This window comes from Cupriavidus ulmosensis (assembly GCF_977008105.1).
The window spans coordinates 2,138,699-2,154,398 of record NZ_CDRMWP010000001.1 but is presented as its reverse complement, the minus strand read 5'-3'; the positions used below and the strand labels follow the sequence as shown (position 1 = coordinate 2,154,398).

Here is a 15,700-nt window from a genome sequence, read left to right as displayed (position 1 = left end):
AGGTGTGGTCTGCAGCGGGTCCACGGCCAGAGCCCATAGATGTTCACCGTAGCACTGCCCGCGCCAAGCAACATCGGGATGTCGACCCGGACAATGCTGGTCGATGTCGCTTGCCCCCTGTGCTGCGGGGCAAGGACGGCGGGCGTTATGATCGATTCGGTGGTAGAACCCAGCGGCGATAAGCAAGTGGCGGGGACCATGTGGATGAAAATCGGCTACGTCATCGAGACGCACGCATCATACCTGGCTGCGGTTGCGTGAAGTCACCGCAACGGTGGTCGGTGACTCAGCCAGCGGCACGAAGCGTCGTGTCGCGCCGTCAAGCGCGTCGATGCTGCCCGTCTCGATGTCGTACACCCAGCCGTGCAGATTCAGCCGTCCCTGTTCGAGCGCGAGTGCCACCGACGGATGTGTGCGCAGGTTCGCCAGTTGCGCGATCACGTTCTCACGCACGAGCCCGTCGAGCTTGGCGCGCGGCGTATCGAACTGATGCGCCGCGTTGATCGCTTTCGCGGCGTCCGAATGGCGCAGCCAGTTCGCGACTGCCGGCAGATGATCAAGGCACGTGCAACGCGAAATCGCGCCCATCGCGCCGCAGTCCGAATGGCCGCAGATTACGATGTCCTGCACGCCCAGCACCGCGACCGCATATTCGACGGTGGCCGACACACCACCGGGTTCTGGACCGTATGATGGCACGATGTTGCCCGCGTTGCGGATCACGAACAGTTCGCCCGGCTCACGCTGCGTGAGGAGTTCGGGCACGACGCGGCTGTCCGAGCAGGTCACGAACAGCGCCTTTGGGTTTTGTGTCGTCGCGAGCTGCTTGAAAAGCTCGACGCGTTGCGGGTAGACTTCGCGCTGAAAGCGCAGGAAGCCGTCGATGATGTCACGCATGGCTTTCTCCAGGTTCAAATGGCAGATGCTGGCACGACCACGACCGTTCGATATGCCGTCGTGCCGGTGCGGCCGCCATTATTGCCGATATCGAGCATTGGCTGAACATTGGGTAGCACGCAGCTTACGGGGCTGTGCCGAGACGGAACAGTACGTACCGACGCTCGGAACTCTCAAAAGCCATCATCATCATCCGGGGAGCAGCGACCCTATCAATTGAAGCAACGTGTCGCGATCGACGGGCTTGCGTAATACCCCTTCGCAAAGGCCCGCCGGTGCGGACCAATCGGAAGCCGTGCAGACAATTAGCGGGACCTCTCTCAGCGATTCGTCAGCCTTGATGGCGCTACACAAGCCAGCACCGTCAAGCCCCGGCATATTCAGGTCCGTCACCACAATTGCCGGTCGCGTGCTGCGTGCCAAATTCAGGGCCTCAGAACCGTCGCTGGCCACAATCACGTGAAAACCTGAGCCTTCCAAAAGACGCGCGCATGCATGCAACTGCAATTGCTCGTCGTCAACCAGTAGGATGGTGGCCTTGGAGCGAGGCGCGAGATTTTGACTGGCCATGGTGGCCCCCCCTGCGTCCCTGTGCAAGACAAGTGTAACGCGATCGCTTCCAGCTGGGCGCGGGCCGCTATCGGCTCCGTTCGGACAACCTGGCATACAAGGCGATTCGGATGCCGCCGTGTGGCGCGAGGTCGCCACCGCGCCAGTCCGGCATGGTGACATCGACTTTGCATATGCCCGCCTCGAACAACCTGTCGGCCAACTCGCACGGATCCGCACACTCAAACTGGCGGCCATCCTCCAACGTTGCCATTAGCCCATCGTCCCGCATTTCCACATAGGCCTTCATGAGTATCTCCTGGTACCGGAATCTCATTCGCATTCGGTTAGCGTGACCTCCGGCTCGTCATGCAACCTTCAGAGCCTTAAACCCCACTTGGCGCAACATCGGCGCAAACCAGGTGGAAGCGCTGCGAGGGAGCCGCAATCGGTGAGACTGCCCTTTCCGAAAAACATAGAAGTTGGTTCTACCCCGCGCTCTCCTGTATTGGAAGCGGAAGCAGCGAGACTGTCCGGACTTGAGCGCGAATTCGTTGGACTGTTCTACTGCTGTTGCACACTATCCCTTGTCGATCCTGATGGGCCCGTCGGTTCCACCCATTGGCCTTAAGTCCTAGACCATAAGACGGATTGCCGCGGACCTTTGTCGCCGGCGAGGATCGGAAAGGTCGCCGTTGCCAAGTAGGTGCATGATGCAAAGCAAGAACGTTCACATAGTGCCCGTCGGGAACGCCTGGGCCGTCGAACTAGATGGGGGCACTGACCGAACAGTCTACCCGAGTCAGATGGCAGCCATAGCAGCTGGATGGGAGCGCGCCAAGCGCGGCCAGGTGGACCTGCTCTTCCATGATCGGGACGGCGAAATCTGGGCTCGTGACACCTTTGACAATGACTTGCCCGACGTCAAGCGACCGGCAATCGCGCGTCGAAAACCGCAACAGCTTACACCTGAGCGTGACGCCTCGGTTCCGCTATGCGGTGCGATGGCAAACAGGCAATAGGGAATTGTTCTCCAGTAGGGAAACAACCCCTAGCGTAATAGAACCTGCTGTCGCGGATGATTATCCTGAACTGAGCCGATTCTGCGACCGCTCGATGCATTGTCTGGCCCCGATCCAGCCCGGCCCGGGGGGCATCCGATCCGGTCCCCGGCCGTCGCTGCAGCCTGAATTGCCGTCACCAGCTCTGGTCGGAACGGGCGCCGAACGTGGTTCAGCGCCCGTATCGCTGGCTTGATGCTATTTGCGCAGATCGAACCGGTCGAGGTTCATCACCTTCGTCCATGCTGCGATGAAGTCGTTGACGAACTTCTCCTTGGCGTCCGCGCTTGCATAGACTTCGCACAGCGCCCGGAGCTGGGAGTTTGACCCGAACACCAGGTCGCACTCCCGCTTGCCGCTCTTGCGATCGACCCCTTCAAACACATCGCGCAAAGCCCGGGGGAGCCGAAGGAGTATCGCGTCGCGGAGAACCTTGCAGTCTGGCGACGCCAGCCTAAACTGGCACCAGTTCCACCCCTAGCCCGAGGTTTGAATCGGTGGCCAATCTAACCCATTGAAACGCCTGGAGATTTTCAAGCGACAGGGGCTGGCTACTGGGAACAGGCGGGGTCGATGCCGAGCAACGCAAAGGCTTTGCGCTGCAACGGCGTGGGACGGGTCGTGATGACGATCTTGGCCTGAGGATTGATCGAGGTGGAGGTGATGTTATAGGTCAGCGTGGCGAGGTCCTGCAGCAGCGTCTGCAGGCTGTGCACGGGCAGGTCGTCGTCGGTGCGGTGGCGCGCGGCTTTGGCGTTGGCCCCCTCCGAGCGCGGCGTCGGCATGACCACATTGGCACGCTGATCACGCAGCGTGGCCAGTTCCTCATCGTCATGGAGCAGTGGCTTGAGCGCTGCGCGCAGATGCCATTCGACGTAGTAGGCGAGCATGCATAGAAACACGTGCGCGCGCACGCGTGACTCGCTGAAGTGATAGATCGGACGTACCTGCAGATCGACCGTCTTCATCGAGCGGAAGGCCCGCTCGACTTGCGCCAGACTCTTGTAGGCCAGGACCGTCTGGGTGTCGGAGAGCCGTTCACTCGGCACGTTGGTCCGCAGGACGTAGAGCCCATCGAGCGCGGCCTCGGCATCGATCTGCTCTTGCTTGCGGGTGAAGGTAAAGCTCGTCTCGGTGATGTTCAGCTCGAAGTGCTTGGCCATCCGATAGCGCTCGATCACGCGCCCCACGCGCAAGCCAATTTTGTCCTGGCCGCGCAGGCGATTACGAGTGCGCTCGGTGGCCTGCGCGATCGCGGCCAGTTCCATTTCGGTGGCCGCCAGCAGCTCGGCGCGCTTTCTGGCGCGCTCCTCGGCCAACGCCGGGTTGCGGCAGACCAGCAGCCGCTCGTCCGGATAGCGCTCGCTGTTCACTGCGATGAGACCGCGCTCGTCGAACAGCGAGGGCTGCCAGGGACCGCGCTCCTCGATCAGCTCGGCAATCTGCGGCGAACGCAGCGCGGTGATCCAGCCCATGCCGGCCGGGCGCAGCACCTGCTCGATGCGCGCGGCGGTAATCATGCCGCGATCGCCCACCCACACCACCTGTGACAGGCCAAAGCGCTCCTTGAGCTTGCTGATCTGCGCCGCCAGCGTGGCCGGATCGGCGGTGTTGCCGGCAAACACCTCGACCGCCACCGGACAGCCATCGGCGGCGCACAGCAAGCCATACACGATCTGCGGCTCATCGCGTTTGCCGTCGCGCGAGTAACCGTAGCGGGCCAGCGCGCAGTGCCGGCCGGTGACCCAGGTTGAGGTGAGGTCATAGAGCACCAGCACGCCGTCGCTCAGATGCTGGCGGGCAAGGCTGCGCTCGATGCGCGGCTGCGCCGCGCCGAGCCAGTCCAGCGCGGCGTAAAGCCGCTCGACCTCGAACGCGCCCAGTCCCAGCACCTGTGACAGCGAATGGGTGGCGCACTCGGGCTGCAACGTGCGCCAGGTGGCCAGCTTGGAGCCTGGCGCCAGCACGCGCCCCACCACCAGGGCCAGCACCAGTGAGCGCACCGGGGCAGGCGCCGCGTCAATCAGCTTGGCCAGGCCGCAGCGTCGGGCGATGCCCAGCACGGCGGCCACATGGCCATGCGGCAGTGACCGCTCGATGTTCATCAGCGCCTGGGGTGACTCCACGGCGATGCCGCCCTTGAGCAGGATGCGCAAGTGTTCGATGAGTTGCGGATCCCAGTGGGACAGATTGGCGACGGTGCGTTTGACGACCTTGCCGCCCTCACGATAGCCCTCACGCAAGAGGATCGCGGGCGGGGAGTTCCGATTGGGGACGGTCTCGATATACATGGGTTAAAGCATAGAAGCCAGACCCTGTAAATCAAGGCAAATATCGCACGAAATAGATTACTTACATGGGAACAAATATAACGATAGAAATGGCGCAAAGGCGCGCCAGCTCTGGCTTGACAGCGTTTCGGGCTCTCAAACCTCGGCCTAGCTGGGGTCATACCAAACAGCCAATCCGCTATCATAAGCATTGCGGATATTGCAAGAAAATAACTACTTCATTTCGATATAAGCGAAGGATTCGCTGACCGCCCCAATTGGCCCACACCCCAAGTCGTTAGGGAGCGGAGAACGCCGCCCCGATTTGGCGTGCCCGTTTCACCTCGTCGCCGTGCAGGTAGATTGAGGTCGTCGAAATCGACGCGTGCCGCAGATTGTCCCGGACCGTCGTCAACTCCGCGCCGCGCGCCAGCGCATGGGTCGCATGCGTGTGCCGCATCCAGTGCGGGCTGGCCTGCCGCAGCTTCCCGGCGGCAACCGGGTGGTCGGCCTGGATCAACTTTGCCGCTTGCACGAAGAACCGTCGCAACACGGCCCACAGTCGCGTGCCCGTGATGCCGCCGGCCGGGTCCTGGCCAAGGCCGCCGATCAACGGGGTATGCGGGTCCCAGCGTGCCCGCGTAACGGGCAGGCCTCGCTCGACCAAATACCGGTCGAGCGTCACGCGCGCCAACGGCGGCAGCGCCACCTTGCCCGCCTTGGCCCCCTTGCCGACCAGGCTGAGCCAGTGGTCGCCATGGGAATCGATGTCGATGCCACCCAGGGTTGCGCTGACGAGTTCGCTGGCGCGCAGGCCGGTCGCATACGCGAAGTCGAGCACGAATCGCAGGCGCTGGGCCGCCGGCGCCTCCCACCCATAGGACCACTCCAGTCCGTTGGCGAGCGTGCGCACCAGCATCCATTCCCCCTCGGTGAATACGTGCGACGTATCCAGCGGCGCGGCACGCGCGCTGCCGCGCACCTTGATGCCGGCGAACGGATTCGCCAGCACATAGCGTTGTTGGATCAGCCACCGGAACATGGCCCCGAGCACCGACAAGGCATAGGCCGTTGAACGCGGTGACAGGCCCTGCGCAAACGGGCGCCACTCGGGCGAGGTGCGTGGTCGAGGGGGCCCCACCCAACGCTTGTGCGGCGTCGGCCGACGCAGGAACGTGCGATAGGCAATCGCGTCCTCGGTGGTCAGCGACGACAGGGGACGCTCGCGCTCGACGATCGCCCACAGGATCAGCCGCTCCGCTTCCTTGCGATAGGCCCGTTGGGTGGCCGGTGACTCGTGCAACGCCAGCCAGGCCTGGACCGCCGCGTAGTCGTTCGATGCGCCGAGGGTGCAGGTTTGCCGCGGGGCGCGGAAGGTTCCCGACGAGCCATCGACTTCGTGGGGCAGGCGCAGGTGCTCCCAGGGCACGATCACCCCACGGTCCGCCACGGCGATCAGCGCGCGGGCGCGCTCGGTGAGTTGCGGGTGCTCGGCGAAGAAGGCCTCGATCCGCCGGGCGCTCGCCGGGCCCAGGCCGGGCACCGCCGTCCACCAGCGACGCCGGCGCGGAATGCGCACCGTCAGGTCCGCCAGCGTCTCGATGCCGTGCGCGCGCAGCGCCTGCACGGCACGAAGCGGCAGCCATAACCCGATGTCGTCGCCGACCTGCGGCTGCGGCGGGGGCAAGCGGCGCAGCAAGTCGACCGCTTGGCTGATTGCCTTAGCCCGTCCGACTCGCTCGGCCGCGCCGTGCTCGAACAAGGCGGCTACGTCCTGGCGCTGCCGACGGCGCGCGAAATCGGACAACTGTCGCCGGATGTGGCCGAGGATGCCGCGCCCGGACTGGCCGCTCGCCTTGCGCTCGCCCAGGTAGCGCACCACCGCGTCGCGGGCCGATAGCCCTTCGTACCAGGCGCGTAGGGCGGCCAGCGAAGCCGCATCGGGGAAGTCAGGAGGCGCCTGATTGGTCTGGGGGGTGGCTGGCAGCATTTTCATGTCTACCAGTTTAGTGTATCGATGAACCTATTGCGATAAGAAGAGTTATCGCAATAGTGCTGCTGGAGTATGCGATGCCCGCCATCTTGGCGGCCGTCCGAAAGAAACCAGCCGGGTGGTGCTTGCCAGACGCGCGGCTACCGGATAGCGGCCGGAAGGTGCTTACCTTGGGGGAAGTCTGGCGTCCACCAATGGAGCAAGGCGATGCCCTCCAGCACTGCTGCGACGATGAGCCCATTGTGCTATCGGGATCGAAACTTTCGGCAGCTTGCCCTTGAGTCTTGTACTTGTTAGTCGTATCTGGGCGATTCTTTCCCAAGTACATTCTCTGCCGCTGCGATCGGCTGCGCCCAGGAGAGTGCCGTCGACGTAGCGATGCGAGGGAAAACACCCTTGCGAGAAAATGGTCGACTTTCCTCGTAGCGCCCAATCCGATCCGTATGACTCCATTCCACTTCCAGCGCGTCAGCCGGCTTGTGAACCAGAGAGGCAAAGGCTTTGAGCACCTCCGCGAAGGTGCTCAACCGTCTCAATGACAGTGGCGAATGCCAGTACTGTGGTCTACGTGGCAACCTTGCCTGTCTGTGCCACCGCTGTGGGCATTCGCAGCGCCAACTGCTGCAAACAGCGCCAATGCCATGATTCCCGTCGCAAGCTTCTTCATCGTTCGTCTCCCGTTGGTAAGCCGGTTCTATGCCGGCTCCCGGACCATAGCACGTGGGGCCTAATCTCCCACACCCCCCAAAGGTGGAGCAATGCCACGGGCAAGACGTTCTGTTTGCGAGCGTTCCTCCGCCTCGTTCCGATACGCCCATCTGTAGAGCAATGGCAGGACAAGCAGGGTCAGGAACGTCGAAGACAGGATGCCGCCAATGACGACAGTGGCGAGCGGGCGCTGCACCTCGGCCCCCGCACCGGTGGCGATCGCCATCGGTACAAAGCCCAACGAAGCCACGAGCGCGGTGCACAACACCGGACGCAGACGAAGCAATGCGCCATCCCTGACCGCTTCGTCAAGCGGCGTCCCCTCGGCTCGGAGCTGGCGGACAAACGAGACCATCACCAGACCGTTGAGCACCGCCACCCCTGACAGCGCGATGAAGCCCACGCCAGCGGAGATGGAGAAGGGAATGTCGCGCAGCCACAGGGCAATGACACCCCCCGTCAATGCAAACGGCACGCCGGTAAATACCAACAGGCCATCCTTGACGCTTGTGAACATGCCGTAAAGCAGCACCAAGATCAGACCAAGCGCGACGGGAACCACAATCTTAAGCCGGTTGGCAGCGGACTCCAGCCGCGCGAACTGACCGTCCCAGCTAGACCAATAGCCTGCAGGCAACTTGGTGCCGCCGGCAACCTTCGCTTGGGCCTCCAGGACGAACGAGCCCAGGTCCCTGCCGCGAACGTTTGCGGTCACGACCACCCGGCGCTTGCCGTTCTCGCGGCTCAACTGGTTGGGACCTTGTGTCACGTCCAGCGTGGCTACCTCCCCAAGCAACACATAGCGCGCCGCTCCGCCCGGCACGGGAAGCGGCAGCAAGCGCAATTTGTCGGGGTCGGAGCGAACATGCTCCTGCAGGCGCACGACAATATCGAAGCGGCGATCGCCTTCGAACAAGGTGCCGCTTTCCTGCCCGCCAATGGCTGTGTTCACCACCCGCTGTGCACTCGCCAGAGAAATACCGTAGCGTGCGAGCTTCTGCCGGTCAAAGTTCACCGACAACACGGGCAAGCCCGTCAGTTGCTCAGCTTTGACGTCTGCGGCGCCCGGCACGGATTCCAGTAGCGCCTCGGCACGCTTGCCCAGGCCTTCCAGGGTCTCCATGTCATCGCCAAAGATCTTGAACGCAACGTCGGCACGTACGCCAGACAGGAGCTCATTGAATCGCATCTGGATAGGCTGGGTGAACTCATAGTTGTTGCCAGGAATCTTGGCAACAGCCTGCTCCATTTCTGCAACCAGGGTCTCTTTGCGCTTGCGCGGGTCCGGCCACTCGGATGACGGCTTCATGATGACAAAGTTATCGGCCACACTTGGCGGCACCGGGTCGGTCGCGATCTCGGCCGTCCCGATCTTGGCAAAAACGCGATCCACCTCCGGAAACGCCTTGATGCGCTTTTCCAGCGCCTCCTGCATTTGTATCGCCTGTGACAGGCTGGTGCCCGGAATCCGCAGGGCATGCAAGGCAATGTCCCCTTCGTTCAGGCTGGGAATAAACTCCGAGCCCATCCTTGCCGCCAGCATTCCACTTCCGGCAAGGATGGCGCCGGCGATCCCGAGGGTGAGAACTGGCTTGCCCAATGCGCGATCGAGCTGCCGGGCATAGAACCGCTTGATCGCGGCGTAGGCCCTGCCTTCGCTCTCCTTGATGCTCCCGGTCAGGCACATGGCGATGGCGGCAGGCACGAAAACCACCGACAGAATGATGGCGCCGACGAGCGCCAGCACCACCGTGAGCGCCATCGGATGGAACATCTTTCCTTCGACGCCGGACAAGGCAAAGATAGGCAGGTAGACCACCATGATGATGAGCTGCCCGTAGAGAATGGGCTTGCGCGCCTCGCGCGAAGACTTGAACACCAGGGCAAAGCGCTCGTCGCGGGTCAATGGGCGCCCCAGTCGGCGCTGCTCGTCCGCGAGGTGCCGGATGCAGTTCTCGACGATAACGATGGCACCGTCGATGATGATGCCGAAATCGAGAGCCCCGAGGCTCATCAGGTTGGCGCTGATGCCGTTGCTCGCCATGCCGGTAATCGTGAACAGCATGGAGAGCGGAATCACCATTGCGGTGATGATCGCGGCGCGCAGGTTGCCGAGCAGTACGAAGAGCACGACGATGACGAGCGCGGCCCCCTCAAGCAGATTCTTGCTGACGGTATTGATCGTGCGGTCCACCAGGGTGGTCCGGTCGTACACGGGTTCCGCGACTATGCCGCTGGGCAGGCTGGCAATGATTTCCTGAAGCCGGGCGGCGGCGGCGGACGAAACAGTGCGGCTGTTCTCGCCGATCAGCATGAAGACCGTTCCCAGCACCACTTCCTGACCGTTTTCCGTCGCCGCACCGTTGCGCAGCTCCTGGCCCAGGTGCACCGTGGCGACATCGCCGATGCGGATCGGCGTGCTGCCGCGGGTTTCGATGACGATGGCCGATAGGTCATCCAGGGACGTCACCTGACCGGGCGAGCGAACCAGGTATTGCTCGCCCTGGCGTTCGATGTATCCGGCGCCGACGTTGGCATTGTTCTCCGCGAGCGCACGCGAGACGTCCGAAAGGGTCAGGCCAAATCCGGCCAGCTTTGTCAGGTCCGGGGTCACGTGGAACTGTTTGACAAAGCCACCAACTGAGTTCACCTCGGTGACACCCTTTACCGTGCGCAACTGCGGCCGGATGATCCAGTCCTGGACCTCGCGCAAATCGGTCGGGGTATAGGCGGAGCCATCCTGCTTGCGAGCGCCGGGGCGAGCCTTCACCGTGTACATGAAGATTTCGCCCAGGCCGGTCGCGATCGGCCCCATCGCCGGAGTAACGCCGGCCGGCAGCCGCTCACGGGCCTCGGTTATCCGCTCGTTGACGAGCTGCCTGGCGAAATAGATGTTAGTGCCGTCCTTGAAGGTCACGGTCACCTGGGACAGCCCGTAGCGCGAAACCGAGCGCGTGGCCTCAAGACTCGGCAGGCCGGCCATCACCGTCTCGATTGGGAAGGTGATGCGCTGCTCGACCTCTAGTGGTGAATATCCCTCCGCGCGCGTGTTGATCTGCACCTGCACATTGGTGATATCAGGCACCGCGTCGATGGGCAGCCTCAGGAGGCTTGCGACGCCGACCAGGACCAGGGCGAGGACGCCCAGCATCACAAGCCAGCGGCGCTGGATGGAGAATTGAAGCAATCTGTCGAACATGGCGGGGACTCCCGTGGCCTCAGTGGTCGTGCGTCGCGCCGGCCTTGCCGAGCTCGGCTTTCACGGTGAAGCTGTTGCCGGCTGCGTACTTCTCGCCGGCTGACAGGCCCTCGATCACCTCCACCATCTTCCCGTCACTACGCCCAAGCTCAAGCGGGCGGGCTTCGAGGTACTGCCCGTACCGACCAAACACGACCTTCCAGTCGCGCACCGTCTGGATCGCGCTCTTGTCCACCGCGACAGCGACTTCCTGCTCGTCGGTGGTCAGTACAGCATTGACCAGAGTGCCCGGACGCCACACACCTTCGCGGTTGGGAAGGACAACGCGCGCCGTGGCCGTGCGCGTCTGTTCGCCGGCGACCGCGCTGACTGCCTCTACCTTCCCCTGCGCCTCGGTCTCTCCGTCGCTCGCCTTGATGACGACAGTCTGGCCCGGGCGCACGGCGGCCATGTCCTTCGGATAAATGGGCAACTCGACCCAGACCGTGGCAGTGTCCGCGACTGACATCAGCACAGTGCCAGCGTCAATGGCTTGGCCCGGCGCTACTGACTTCCCCGTGACCACGCCGTCAATGGGGGCGCGCAGCTCGACGCGGGCCACGTTGACGCCGCCGCCGGCGGTCACGCGCATCGCCTCCAGCTTACGTGCGGCGGCGTTTGCTGTGATCTGGGCTTCGCGATAGGCTTGCCGCGCTGCGAGCACGTCCTGTTCCGGCGAAATGCGCTCGGCAAAGAGCTTTTCTTCCCGCTCGAGTGTTCGCCGATACAGCTCCGCCTTGTCTCGGGCGACGGCGAGCGTGCTACGCAAGTCGCCGACTTCAGGGCTTTCCACAACTGCCAGAGTGTCGCCACGCTTGACGTGCGTCCCTTCCCCAACTGGCGCCGCCACCACGGTTCCATTGAACTGCTGCAGCAGCGGCACGAAGCGGTCGCCATTGGGCTTGATCGCGCCGGGCAGCTCAAGGACGGAACGAATGCGGACTGGCCCCGCGATCAGTACATTGACGCCCGCCTCCTTCAACTGCGCGTCGCCCATCTCGACCCGCGCTTCGGCCTGCGAGTATTGCCAGCGCGACGTCTTGCCATTGTGGTCGGCGGACACGGTCACATCGAACGAGTGAGGCTCGACCACGGTCTTGTCGCCACGCAGGTAGTCCCGTTCGGCATGGAAAGCGATGGGCTCGGCCGGCCGGCCCAGGCGTTGCAGCGAAATCGCCACTTGCGTAGCCTTGGGCGGTAGCGGCTTGCCGTTCTCATACAGATAGAGCCGGAACTGTGGAGGGACGCCTTGCTCGAAGATCGTCACTTCGACCTGGAACGCCCCATCCTCGAGCAGCCGCCCGCCATGTGGGCCGCGTTTGGCTGCTTCCGCGGCTGGCGCCTCGGAGCCGTGCGCGGCTTGAGCGGACTCAGTCGGACTGCCTGCATTGCGAGCTCCGAGTTGAAAACCGGCAAACGAGCCGATGAGGAGCGTCGCCACAGCCAGGGCGACAGCAGATTTGGTGTTCATGGTTGCGCTCCCGGGTTGGCCGCTGGGCTACCGGCAGATTCAAGGATTTCGTTCTTCAGACGCTCGTACCGCGCGGCGGCGGCGATGTACTGAGCTTCGTTGCGGAAGTGGGCACGCTGCGCGTCCAGTGCTTCCAGGTAGGAAAACTTGCCGAACTCATAGCCTTTCATGACCGCACGGGCCGTTTCACGCGAGGCGGGAAGTACCTCCTCGCGCAGGGTCTTGAGTTCATTGGCCGCCAGCGCGATGCCGTCAGACAGCTCGAGGACCCTGAGCAGCAACTGGTCGCGTGTGGCATCGGCTTCCAGACGGGCCCGGTCTACCTGCTGGGTCACCTCGTAGATGTTCCCCTGGTTCCGGTCAAACAGCGGCAAGGGGATGCCGACGGATAGCATCAACGTATTCTGCGCGGTGGGCCGGCCAAACGTGGGGGCCTGGTGGACCCGCTTGACGCCCGCGGCAACCGTAACGTCGCCGACCCGGCGAGCGCGCTCCAGCTCAAGCCGCGCCTCTTGCTCACGGATGGCTTGCTGCCGTGCCTGATATTCCGGGCGCTGCGACAAGGCGTTCAAAACGATCTGGCGATCCGGCAACGCTGCTTCCTCGCCAAACGGCCCGCTGACCGTGGTGAAGTCCTGTGCATCGGTGCGTGCCCAGAAGCTGGCCAGTCGCCTGCGGGCCAGCGTGGTCCGTTGCCTCGCGTCCTGCGCCTCGATGAGTGCGCCCCCAGCGTCCGAGCCAACTTTCTCCCGCTCGATCGGCGACACCTTGCCTGCGTCCACGCGGCGGCCAACTGCACGCCGGAAGGACTCGATGGTCTCCAGCTTCTGGCCCGCCAGGCGCTCCAGCGCCTCGGCCTCCTGCAGCGATACGAAGGCGCCGGCAACCATGAGGCGCAGCTCGCTGCGCCTGGCCGCCAGGGTAGCGCTGGTCCGGTCCCTGCCTGCCTCGGCCACGGCGGCACGAGCCCGTCGCTTTCCACTTACGTCAATGGGCTGAATTAGACGGATCGCCTCAGTGCGGTTGTCGCTGCGCAACTCGTCGCCCTCCAGGGAGAGTTCGGGATTCGCGTAGGCCCCGGCCTGGCGAACCGTGCCATCCCAGGCAAGCCTCTCCTTCCCTGCGGCGAGGAGTGAAGGATTCGCTGCCAGCGCGCGGCTCTGCGCGGCTGGCAACGTCAGTGTGGGTTGTGCGGAAATCGAAGCTGCGGGTGCGGCAGCGCCGATGCCGGCATCAGACGGCTGGGCATGCGAAGCGCACGGCAGGAGCGTCAGGACAAATGCTGCGGCCGTTGCCGCGCGCCGGCCGCGTGGGCACGGAAATGCGACCATGTCGGAACTCGTTAAGCGACAGGAATGGGCAGCCGACGTGGGCAAGCCGCGTCAGCAGATAGGCTGCGGCGGCGCAGAAGGAAGCGCCTGGCGGGGTCAGACCCGGGGCGGCTTGAAGGGAAGACCAGGAGGCTGGTCGGTCAGGGCGTCTGCCGCGGCATGCGATGGCGGTGTTCCAGTGCGCTCCACGCTCACCAGGGGCGCATGTTGATGCAGCGTGGCAGGCAGTTGGGCGAACGCATGCAGCGCGCCATGTGGAATGCCCGAATCGTCGTCGTGATCGGGCACGGCAATTTCAGCGGCGAGTTGCTGGCCGAGGTCGGCCTTGCTCTCCAGCCCGGCAGCGCCGTGCGCGTGCTCCAGCGCATGTTCCATTTCGTGGTTAAGCCATGCCGGCGCCGCAGCCAAGGTCGCGCCGCAGTTCAGAACGAACAGCAGCGTGACCACACGGACGACGAAGCGCGAGACAAGGCGTTGCACGAACGAGGCAGCGGTGCCGCGGGGAGGCCGCTGCACTCGCAATATGGATAACAGGCCCGTATTCTGCGCAAACGCGCGACAATAGGCAACCATTCCCCCATGACATTGCTGACATGTCCGTTCGTTCCGCCGCCCCGGCGCTCGCTGCCGCACTCCTGTTCGGCGCAAGCACGCCGCTGGCCAAGACCCTCATGGGCTCAGTTTCGCCGCTGTTGCTGGCGGGCCTGTTGTACCTGGGTAGCGGCCTGGGCCTGGGCGGATTCCTGCTACTAAGGAAGCTCACACGCAAGGCCGACAGCCAGACCCCGACACAACCGCCAATTCCGCGTCATGAAATTCCGTGGCTTTTGGGAGCGATCTTGGCTGGTGGAGTGGCCGGCCCGGCACTTCTGATGACAGGGCTTGCCGTGACCAGCGCAGCATCCGCCTCGCTCCTATTGAATGTGGAGGGCGTCTTCACGGCGCTCATCGCCTGGACCGTATTCAAGGAGAACGCCGATCGGCAAATTGTGCTTGGCATGATTGCCATCGTTGCCGGGGGCATTCTTCTTTCCTGGCAGCCGGGTGCTGCCAGCTTGTCCCCAGGTGCGCTGCTCATTATTGCCGCCTGCGGATGCTGGGCGGTCGACAACAATCTCACCCGGAAGGTGTCATCGAATGATGCTGTCCTGATCGCCTGCCTGAAGGGCTTGGTCGCGGGCGCATGCAATACGGCATTCGCACTGGTTGCAGGCAGCACGCTCCCTGGAGCGTTACCTTTCGCTTCGGCGATGGTGATCGGCTTTGCCGGCTATGGCGTGAGTCTGGCGCTGTTTGTGATCGCGCTTCGTCATCTTGGTACGGCCAGGACAGGTGCTTATTTCTCAGTGGCCCCCTTGTTCGGTGTGGTCATCTCCTTCCTCTTGTGGCCGGAGATGCCGAATGTCCTGTTCTGGCTCGCCGCAGCGCTAATGGCATTGGGTGTCTGGCTGCATCTCCGCGAACGGCACGAGCACGACCACACCCATGACGCGATGGAACATACGCATTCGCATCGCCACGATGAACACCATCAGCACGAGCATGATTTTCCGTGGGATGGAAAGGAACCCCACGTGCACGCCCACCGACACGCCCCGATTGTTCACAAGCATCCCCACTACCCGGACATTCATCACAGGCATTCGCACTGATATATTGCAGAGACTCTGCCCAACGATGGCCGACTCGGCGCGATGAGATTTGGCGACACAACCATTGGACGTGGCGATTGCACTATACCCGGCCACCCGTTGAGCGAACCAGAAATTGAGTCGTGCCTCAGTAGAGTCCACGACACATACGTGCGTCCTGGTCCCCGGTGCAGCGCTGAAACTTCTCCGATCGCTTTACCGCTTTAGCCTCGATCAATCGACGCAAGCGAGAAGTAGAAGCTAGCAGTCCGATCCACCAGTCGCTGCCATGGCACCACGCTTTCCATCTCATTCAGAAAGCGCTGTCGATGAGTTACGCGCTTCTTTCCCCGGCTTTCCGCTTCCGCAAAACTGATCTGTCGCTTCATCTCCGACTTATCCCTTTGGCACCAGCATGAGAACGCTTACAAGCATTGATGGCCGAGCATTGGTTCGTTACCACACAGACCAACGTTCCCATGTGCGTAATATCTCGGTTAGTGCTGCACTGGCCTAGACCCGTTTGGGCAGGCCAGAAGCGAGATGGTGCT

12 protein-coding genes and 2 pseudogenes are annotated in these 15,700 nt (G+C 63.2%); 2 read left to right on the top strand and 12 right to left on the bottom strand.

Annotation, left to right across the window (positions count from 1 at the left end; all coding sequences use genetic code 11):
• Positions 1-237: 237 nt before the first annotated feature.
• The 3 genes from ACWTPI_RS09830 to ACWTPI_RS09820 all read right to left on the bottom strand — a co-directional run bounded on the left by ACWTPI_RS09830 (position 238) and on the right by ACWTPI_RS09820 (position 1,756).
• Positions 238-897: a carbonic anhydrase gene (locus tag ACWTPI_RS09830; protein WP_454731566.1), complete on the bottom strand. Its 660-nt coding sequence runs from the start codon at positions 895-897 to the stop codon at positions 238-240.
• 189 nt (positions 898-1,086) lie between these two features.
• Positions 1,087-1,467, bottom strand: a complete 381-nt coding sequence (locus ACWTPI_RS09825; protein ID WP_454731567.1) for a response regulator — start codon at positions 1,465-1,467, stop codon at positions 1,087-1,089.
• 67 nt (positions 1,468-1,534) lie between these two features.
• The gene (locus ACWTPI_RS09820; RefSeq protein ID WP_454731568.1) at positions 1,535-1,756 is read right to left on the bottom strand and encodes a hypothetical protein; all 222 of its coding nucleotides are present in this window, start codon (positions 1,754-1,756) and stop codon (positions 1,535-1,537) included.
• Between the two features lie 400 nt (positions 1,757-2,156).
• Here ACWTPI_RS09820 and ACWTPI_RS09815 point away from each other — a divergent pair, with 400 nt between their 5' ends.
• Positions 2,157-2,468 carry a DUF2188 domain-containing protein gene (locus ACWTPI_RS09815; protein WP_454731576.1) on the top strand — a complete coding sequence of 104 codons (312 nt, stop codon included), beginning with the start codon at positions 2,157-2,159 and terminating at the stop codon, positions 2,466-2,468.
• A 237-nt stretch (positions 2,469-2,705) separates the two neighbouring features.
• Here ACWTPI_RS09815 and ACWTPI_RS09810 read toward each other — a convergent pair.
• From ACWTPI_RS09810 to ACWTPI_RS09775, 8 genes and pseudogenes are all read right to left on the bottom strand, one after another.
• Positions 2,706-2,897, bottom strand: a pseudogene (locus tag ACWTPI_RS09810) (hypothetical protein); the annotation flags it as partial.
• Positions 2,898-3,058: 161 nt separating this feature from the next.
• Positions 3,059-4,798: an IS1634 family transposase gene (locus ACWTPI_RS09805; protein WP_454731569.1), complete on the bottom strand. Its 1,740-nt coding sequence runs from the start codon at positions 4,796-4,798 to the stop codon at positions 3,059-3,061.
• Between the two features lie 277 nt (positions 4,799-5,075).
• Positions 5,076-6,767, bottom strand: a complete 1,692-nt coding sequence (locus ACWTPI_RS09800) for a phage integrase family protein (protein ID WP_454731570.1) — start codon at positions 6,765-6,767, stop codon at positions 5,076-5,078.
• A gap of 535 nt (positions 6,768-7,302) precedes the next feature.
• Positions 7,303-7,413 carry a YHYH domain-containing protein gene (locus tag ACWTPI_RS09795; RefSeq protein WP_249361699.1) on the bottom strand — a complete coding sequence of 37 codons (111 nt, stop codon included), beginning with the start codon at positions 7,411-7,413 and terminating at the stop codon, positions 7,303-7,305.
• An 84-nt stretch (positions 7,414-7,497) separates the two neighbouring features.
• Positions 7,498-10,677, bottom strand: a complete 3,180-nt coding sequence (locus ACWTPI_RS09790) for an efflux RND transporter permease subunit (protein WP_454731571.1) — start codon at positions 10,675-10,677, stop codon at positions 7,498-7,500.
• 19 nt (positions 10,678-10,696) lie between these two features.
• A complete protein-coding gene (locus tag ACWTPI_RS09785) occupies positions 10,697-12,187 on the bottom strand; it encodes an efflux RND transporter periplasmic adaptor subunit (protein WP_454731572.1) in 1,491 nt (496 codons plus the stop codon).
• Positions 12,184-13,518, bottom strand: coding sequence for a TolC family protein (locus tag ACWTPI_RS09780; RefSeq protein ID WP_454731573.1), 1,335 nt, complete (start codon positions 13,516-13,518; stop codon positions 12,184-12,186). The genes ACWTPI_RS09785 and ACWTPI_RS09780 overlap by 4 nt, the downstream gene beginning before the upstream one ends.
• 96 nt (positions 13,519-13,614) lie before the next feature.
• Positions 13,615-13,998, bottom strand: coding sequence for a hypothetical protein (locus ACWTPI_RS09775; RefSeq protein ID WP_454740534.1), 384 nt, complete (start codon positions 13,996-13,998; stop codon positions 13,615-13,617).
• 113 nt (positions 13,999-14,111) lie between these two features.
• Here ACWTPI_RS09775 and ACWTPI_RS09770 point away from each other — a divergent pair, with 113 nt between their 5' ends.
• On the top strand, positions 14,112-15,170 hold the full coding sequence (locus ACWTPI_RS09770) for a DMT family transporter (RefSeq protein ID WP_454734106.1): 1,059 nt from the start codon (positions 14,112-14,114) through the stop codon (positions 15,168-15,170).
• 233 nt (positions 15,171-15,403) lie between these two features.
• Here the strand turns inward: ACWTPI_RS09770 and ACWTPI_RS09765 are convergent.
• Positions 15,404-15,538: pseudogene (locus ACWTPI_RS09765) on the bottom strand (IS5/IS1182 family transposase); the annotation flags it as partial.
• Positions 15,539-15,700 lie beyond the last annotated feature (162 nt).

Excerpts from the sequence above, each read along its gene's own strand:
- ACWTPI_RS09830 (WP_454731566.1), bottom strand. The coding sequence starts at position 897 with ATGCGTGACATCATCGACGGCTTCCTGCGCTTTCAGCGCGAAGTCTAC.
- ACWTPI_RS09825 (WP_454731567.1), bottom strand. The coding sequence starts at position 1,467 with ATGGCCAGTCAAAATCTCGCGCCTCGCTCCAAGGCCACCATCCTACTG.
- ACWTPI_RS09820 (WP_454731568.1), bottom strand. The coding sequence starts at position 1,756 with ATGAAGGCCTATGTGGAAATGCGGGACGATGGGCTAATGGCAACGTTG.
- ACWTPI_RS09815 (WP_454731576.1), top strand. The coding sequence starts at position 2,157 with ATGATGCAAAGCAAGAACGTTCACATAGTGCCCGTCGGGAACGCCTGG.
- ACWTPI_RS09805 (WP_454731569.1), bottom strand. The coding sequence starts at position 4,798 with ATGTATATCGAGACCGTCCCCAATCGGAACTCCCCGCCCGCGATCCTC.
- ACWTPI_RS09800 (WP_454731570.1), bottom strand. The coding sequence starts at position 6,767 with ATGCTGCCAGCCACCCCCCAGACCAATCAGGCGCCTCCTGACTTCCCC.
- ACWTPI_RS09795 (WP_249361699.1), bottom strand. The coding sequence starts at position 7,413 with ATGGCATTGGCGCTGTTTGCAGCAGTTGGCGCTGCGAATGCCCACAGC.
- ACWTPI_RS09790 (WP_454731571.1), bottom strand. The coding sequence starts at position 10,677 with ATGTTCGACAGATTGCTTCAATTCTCCATCCAGCGCCGCTGGCTTGTG.
- ACWTPI_RS09785 (WP_454731572.1), bottom strand. The coding sequence starts at position 12,187 with ATGAACACCAAATCTGCTGTCGCCCTGGCTGTGGCGACGCTCCTCATC.
- ACWTPI_RS09780 (WP_454731573.1), bottom strand. The coding sequence starts at position 13,518 with ATGGTCGCATTTCCGTGCCCACGCGGCCGGCGCGCGGCAACGGCCGCA.
- ACWTPI_RS09770 (WP_454734106.1), top strand. The coding sequence starts at position 14,112 with ATGTCCGTTCGTTCCGCCGCCCCGGCGCTCGCTGCCGCACTCCTGTTC.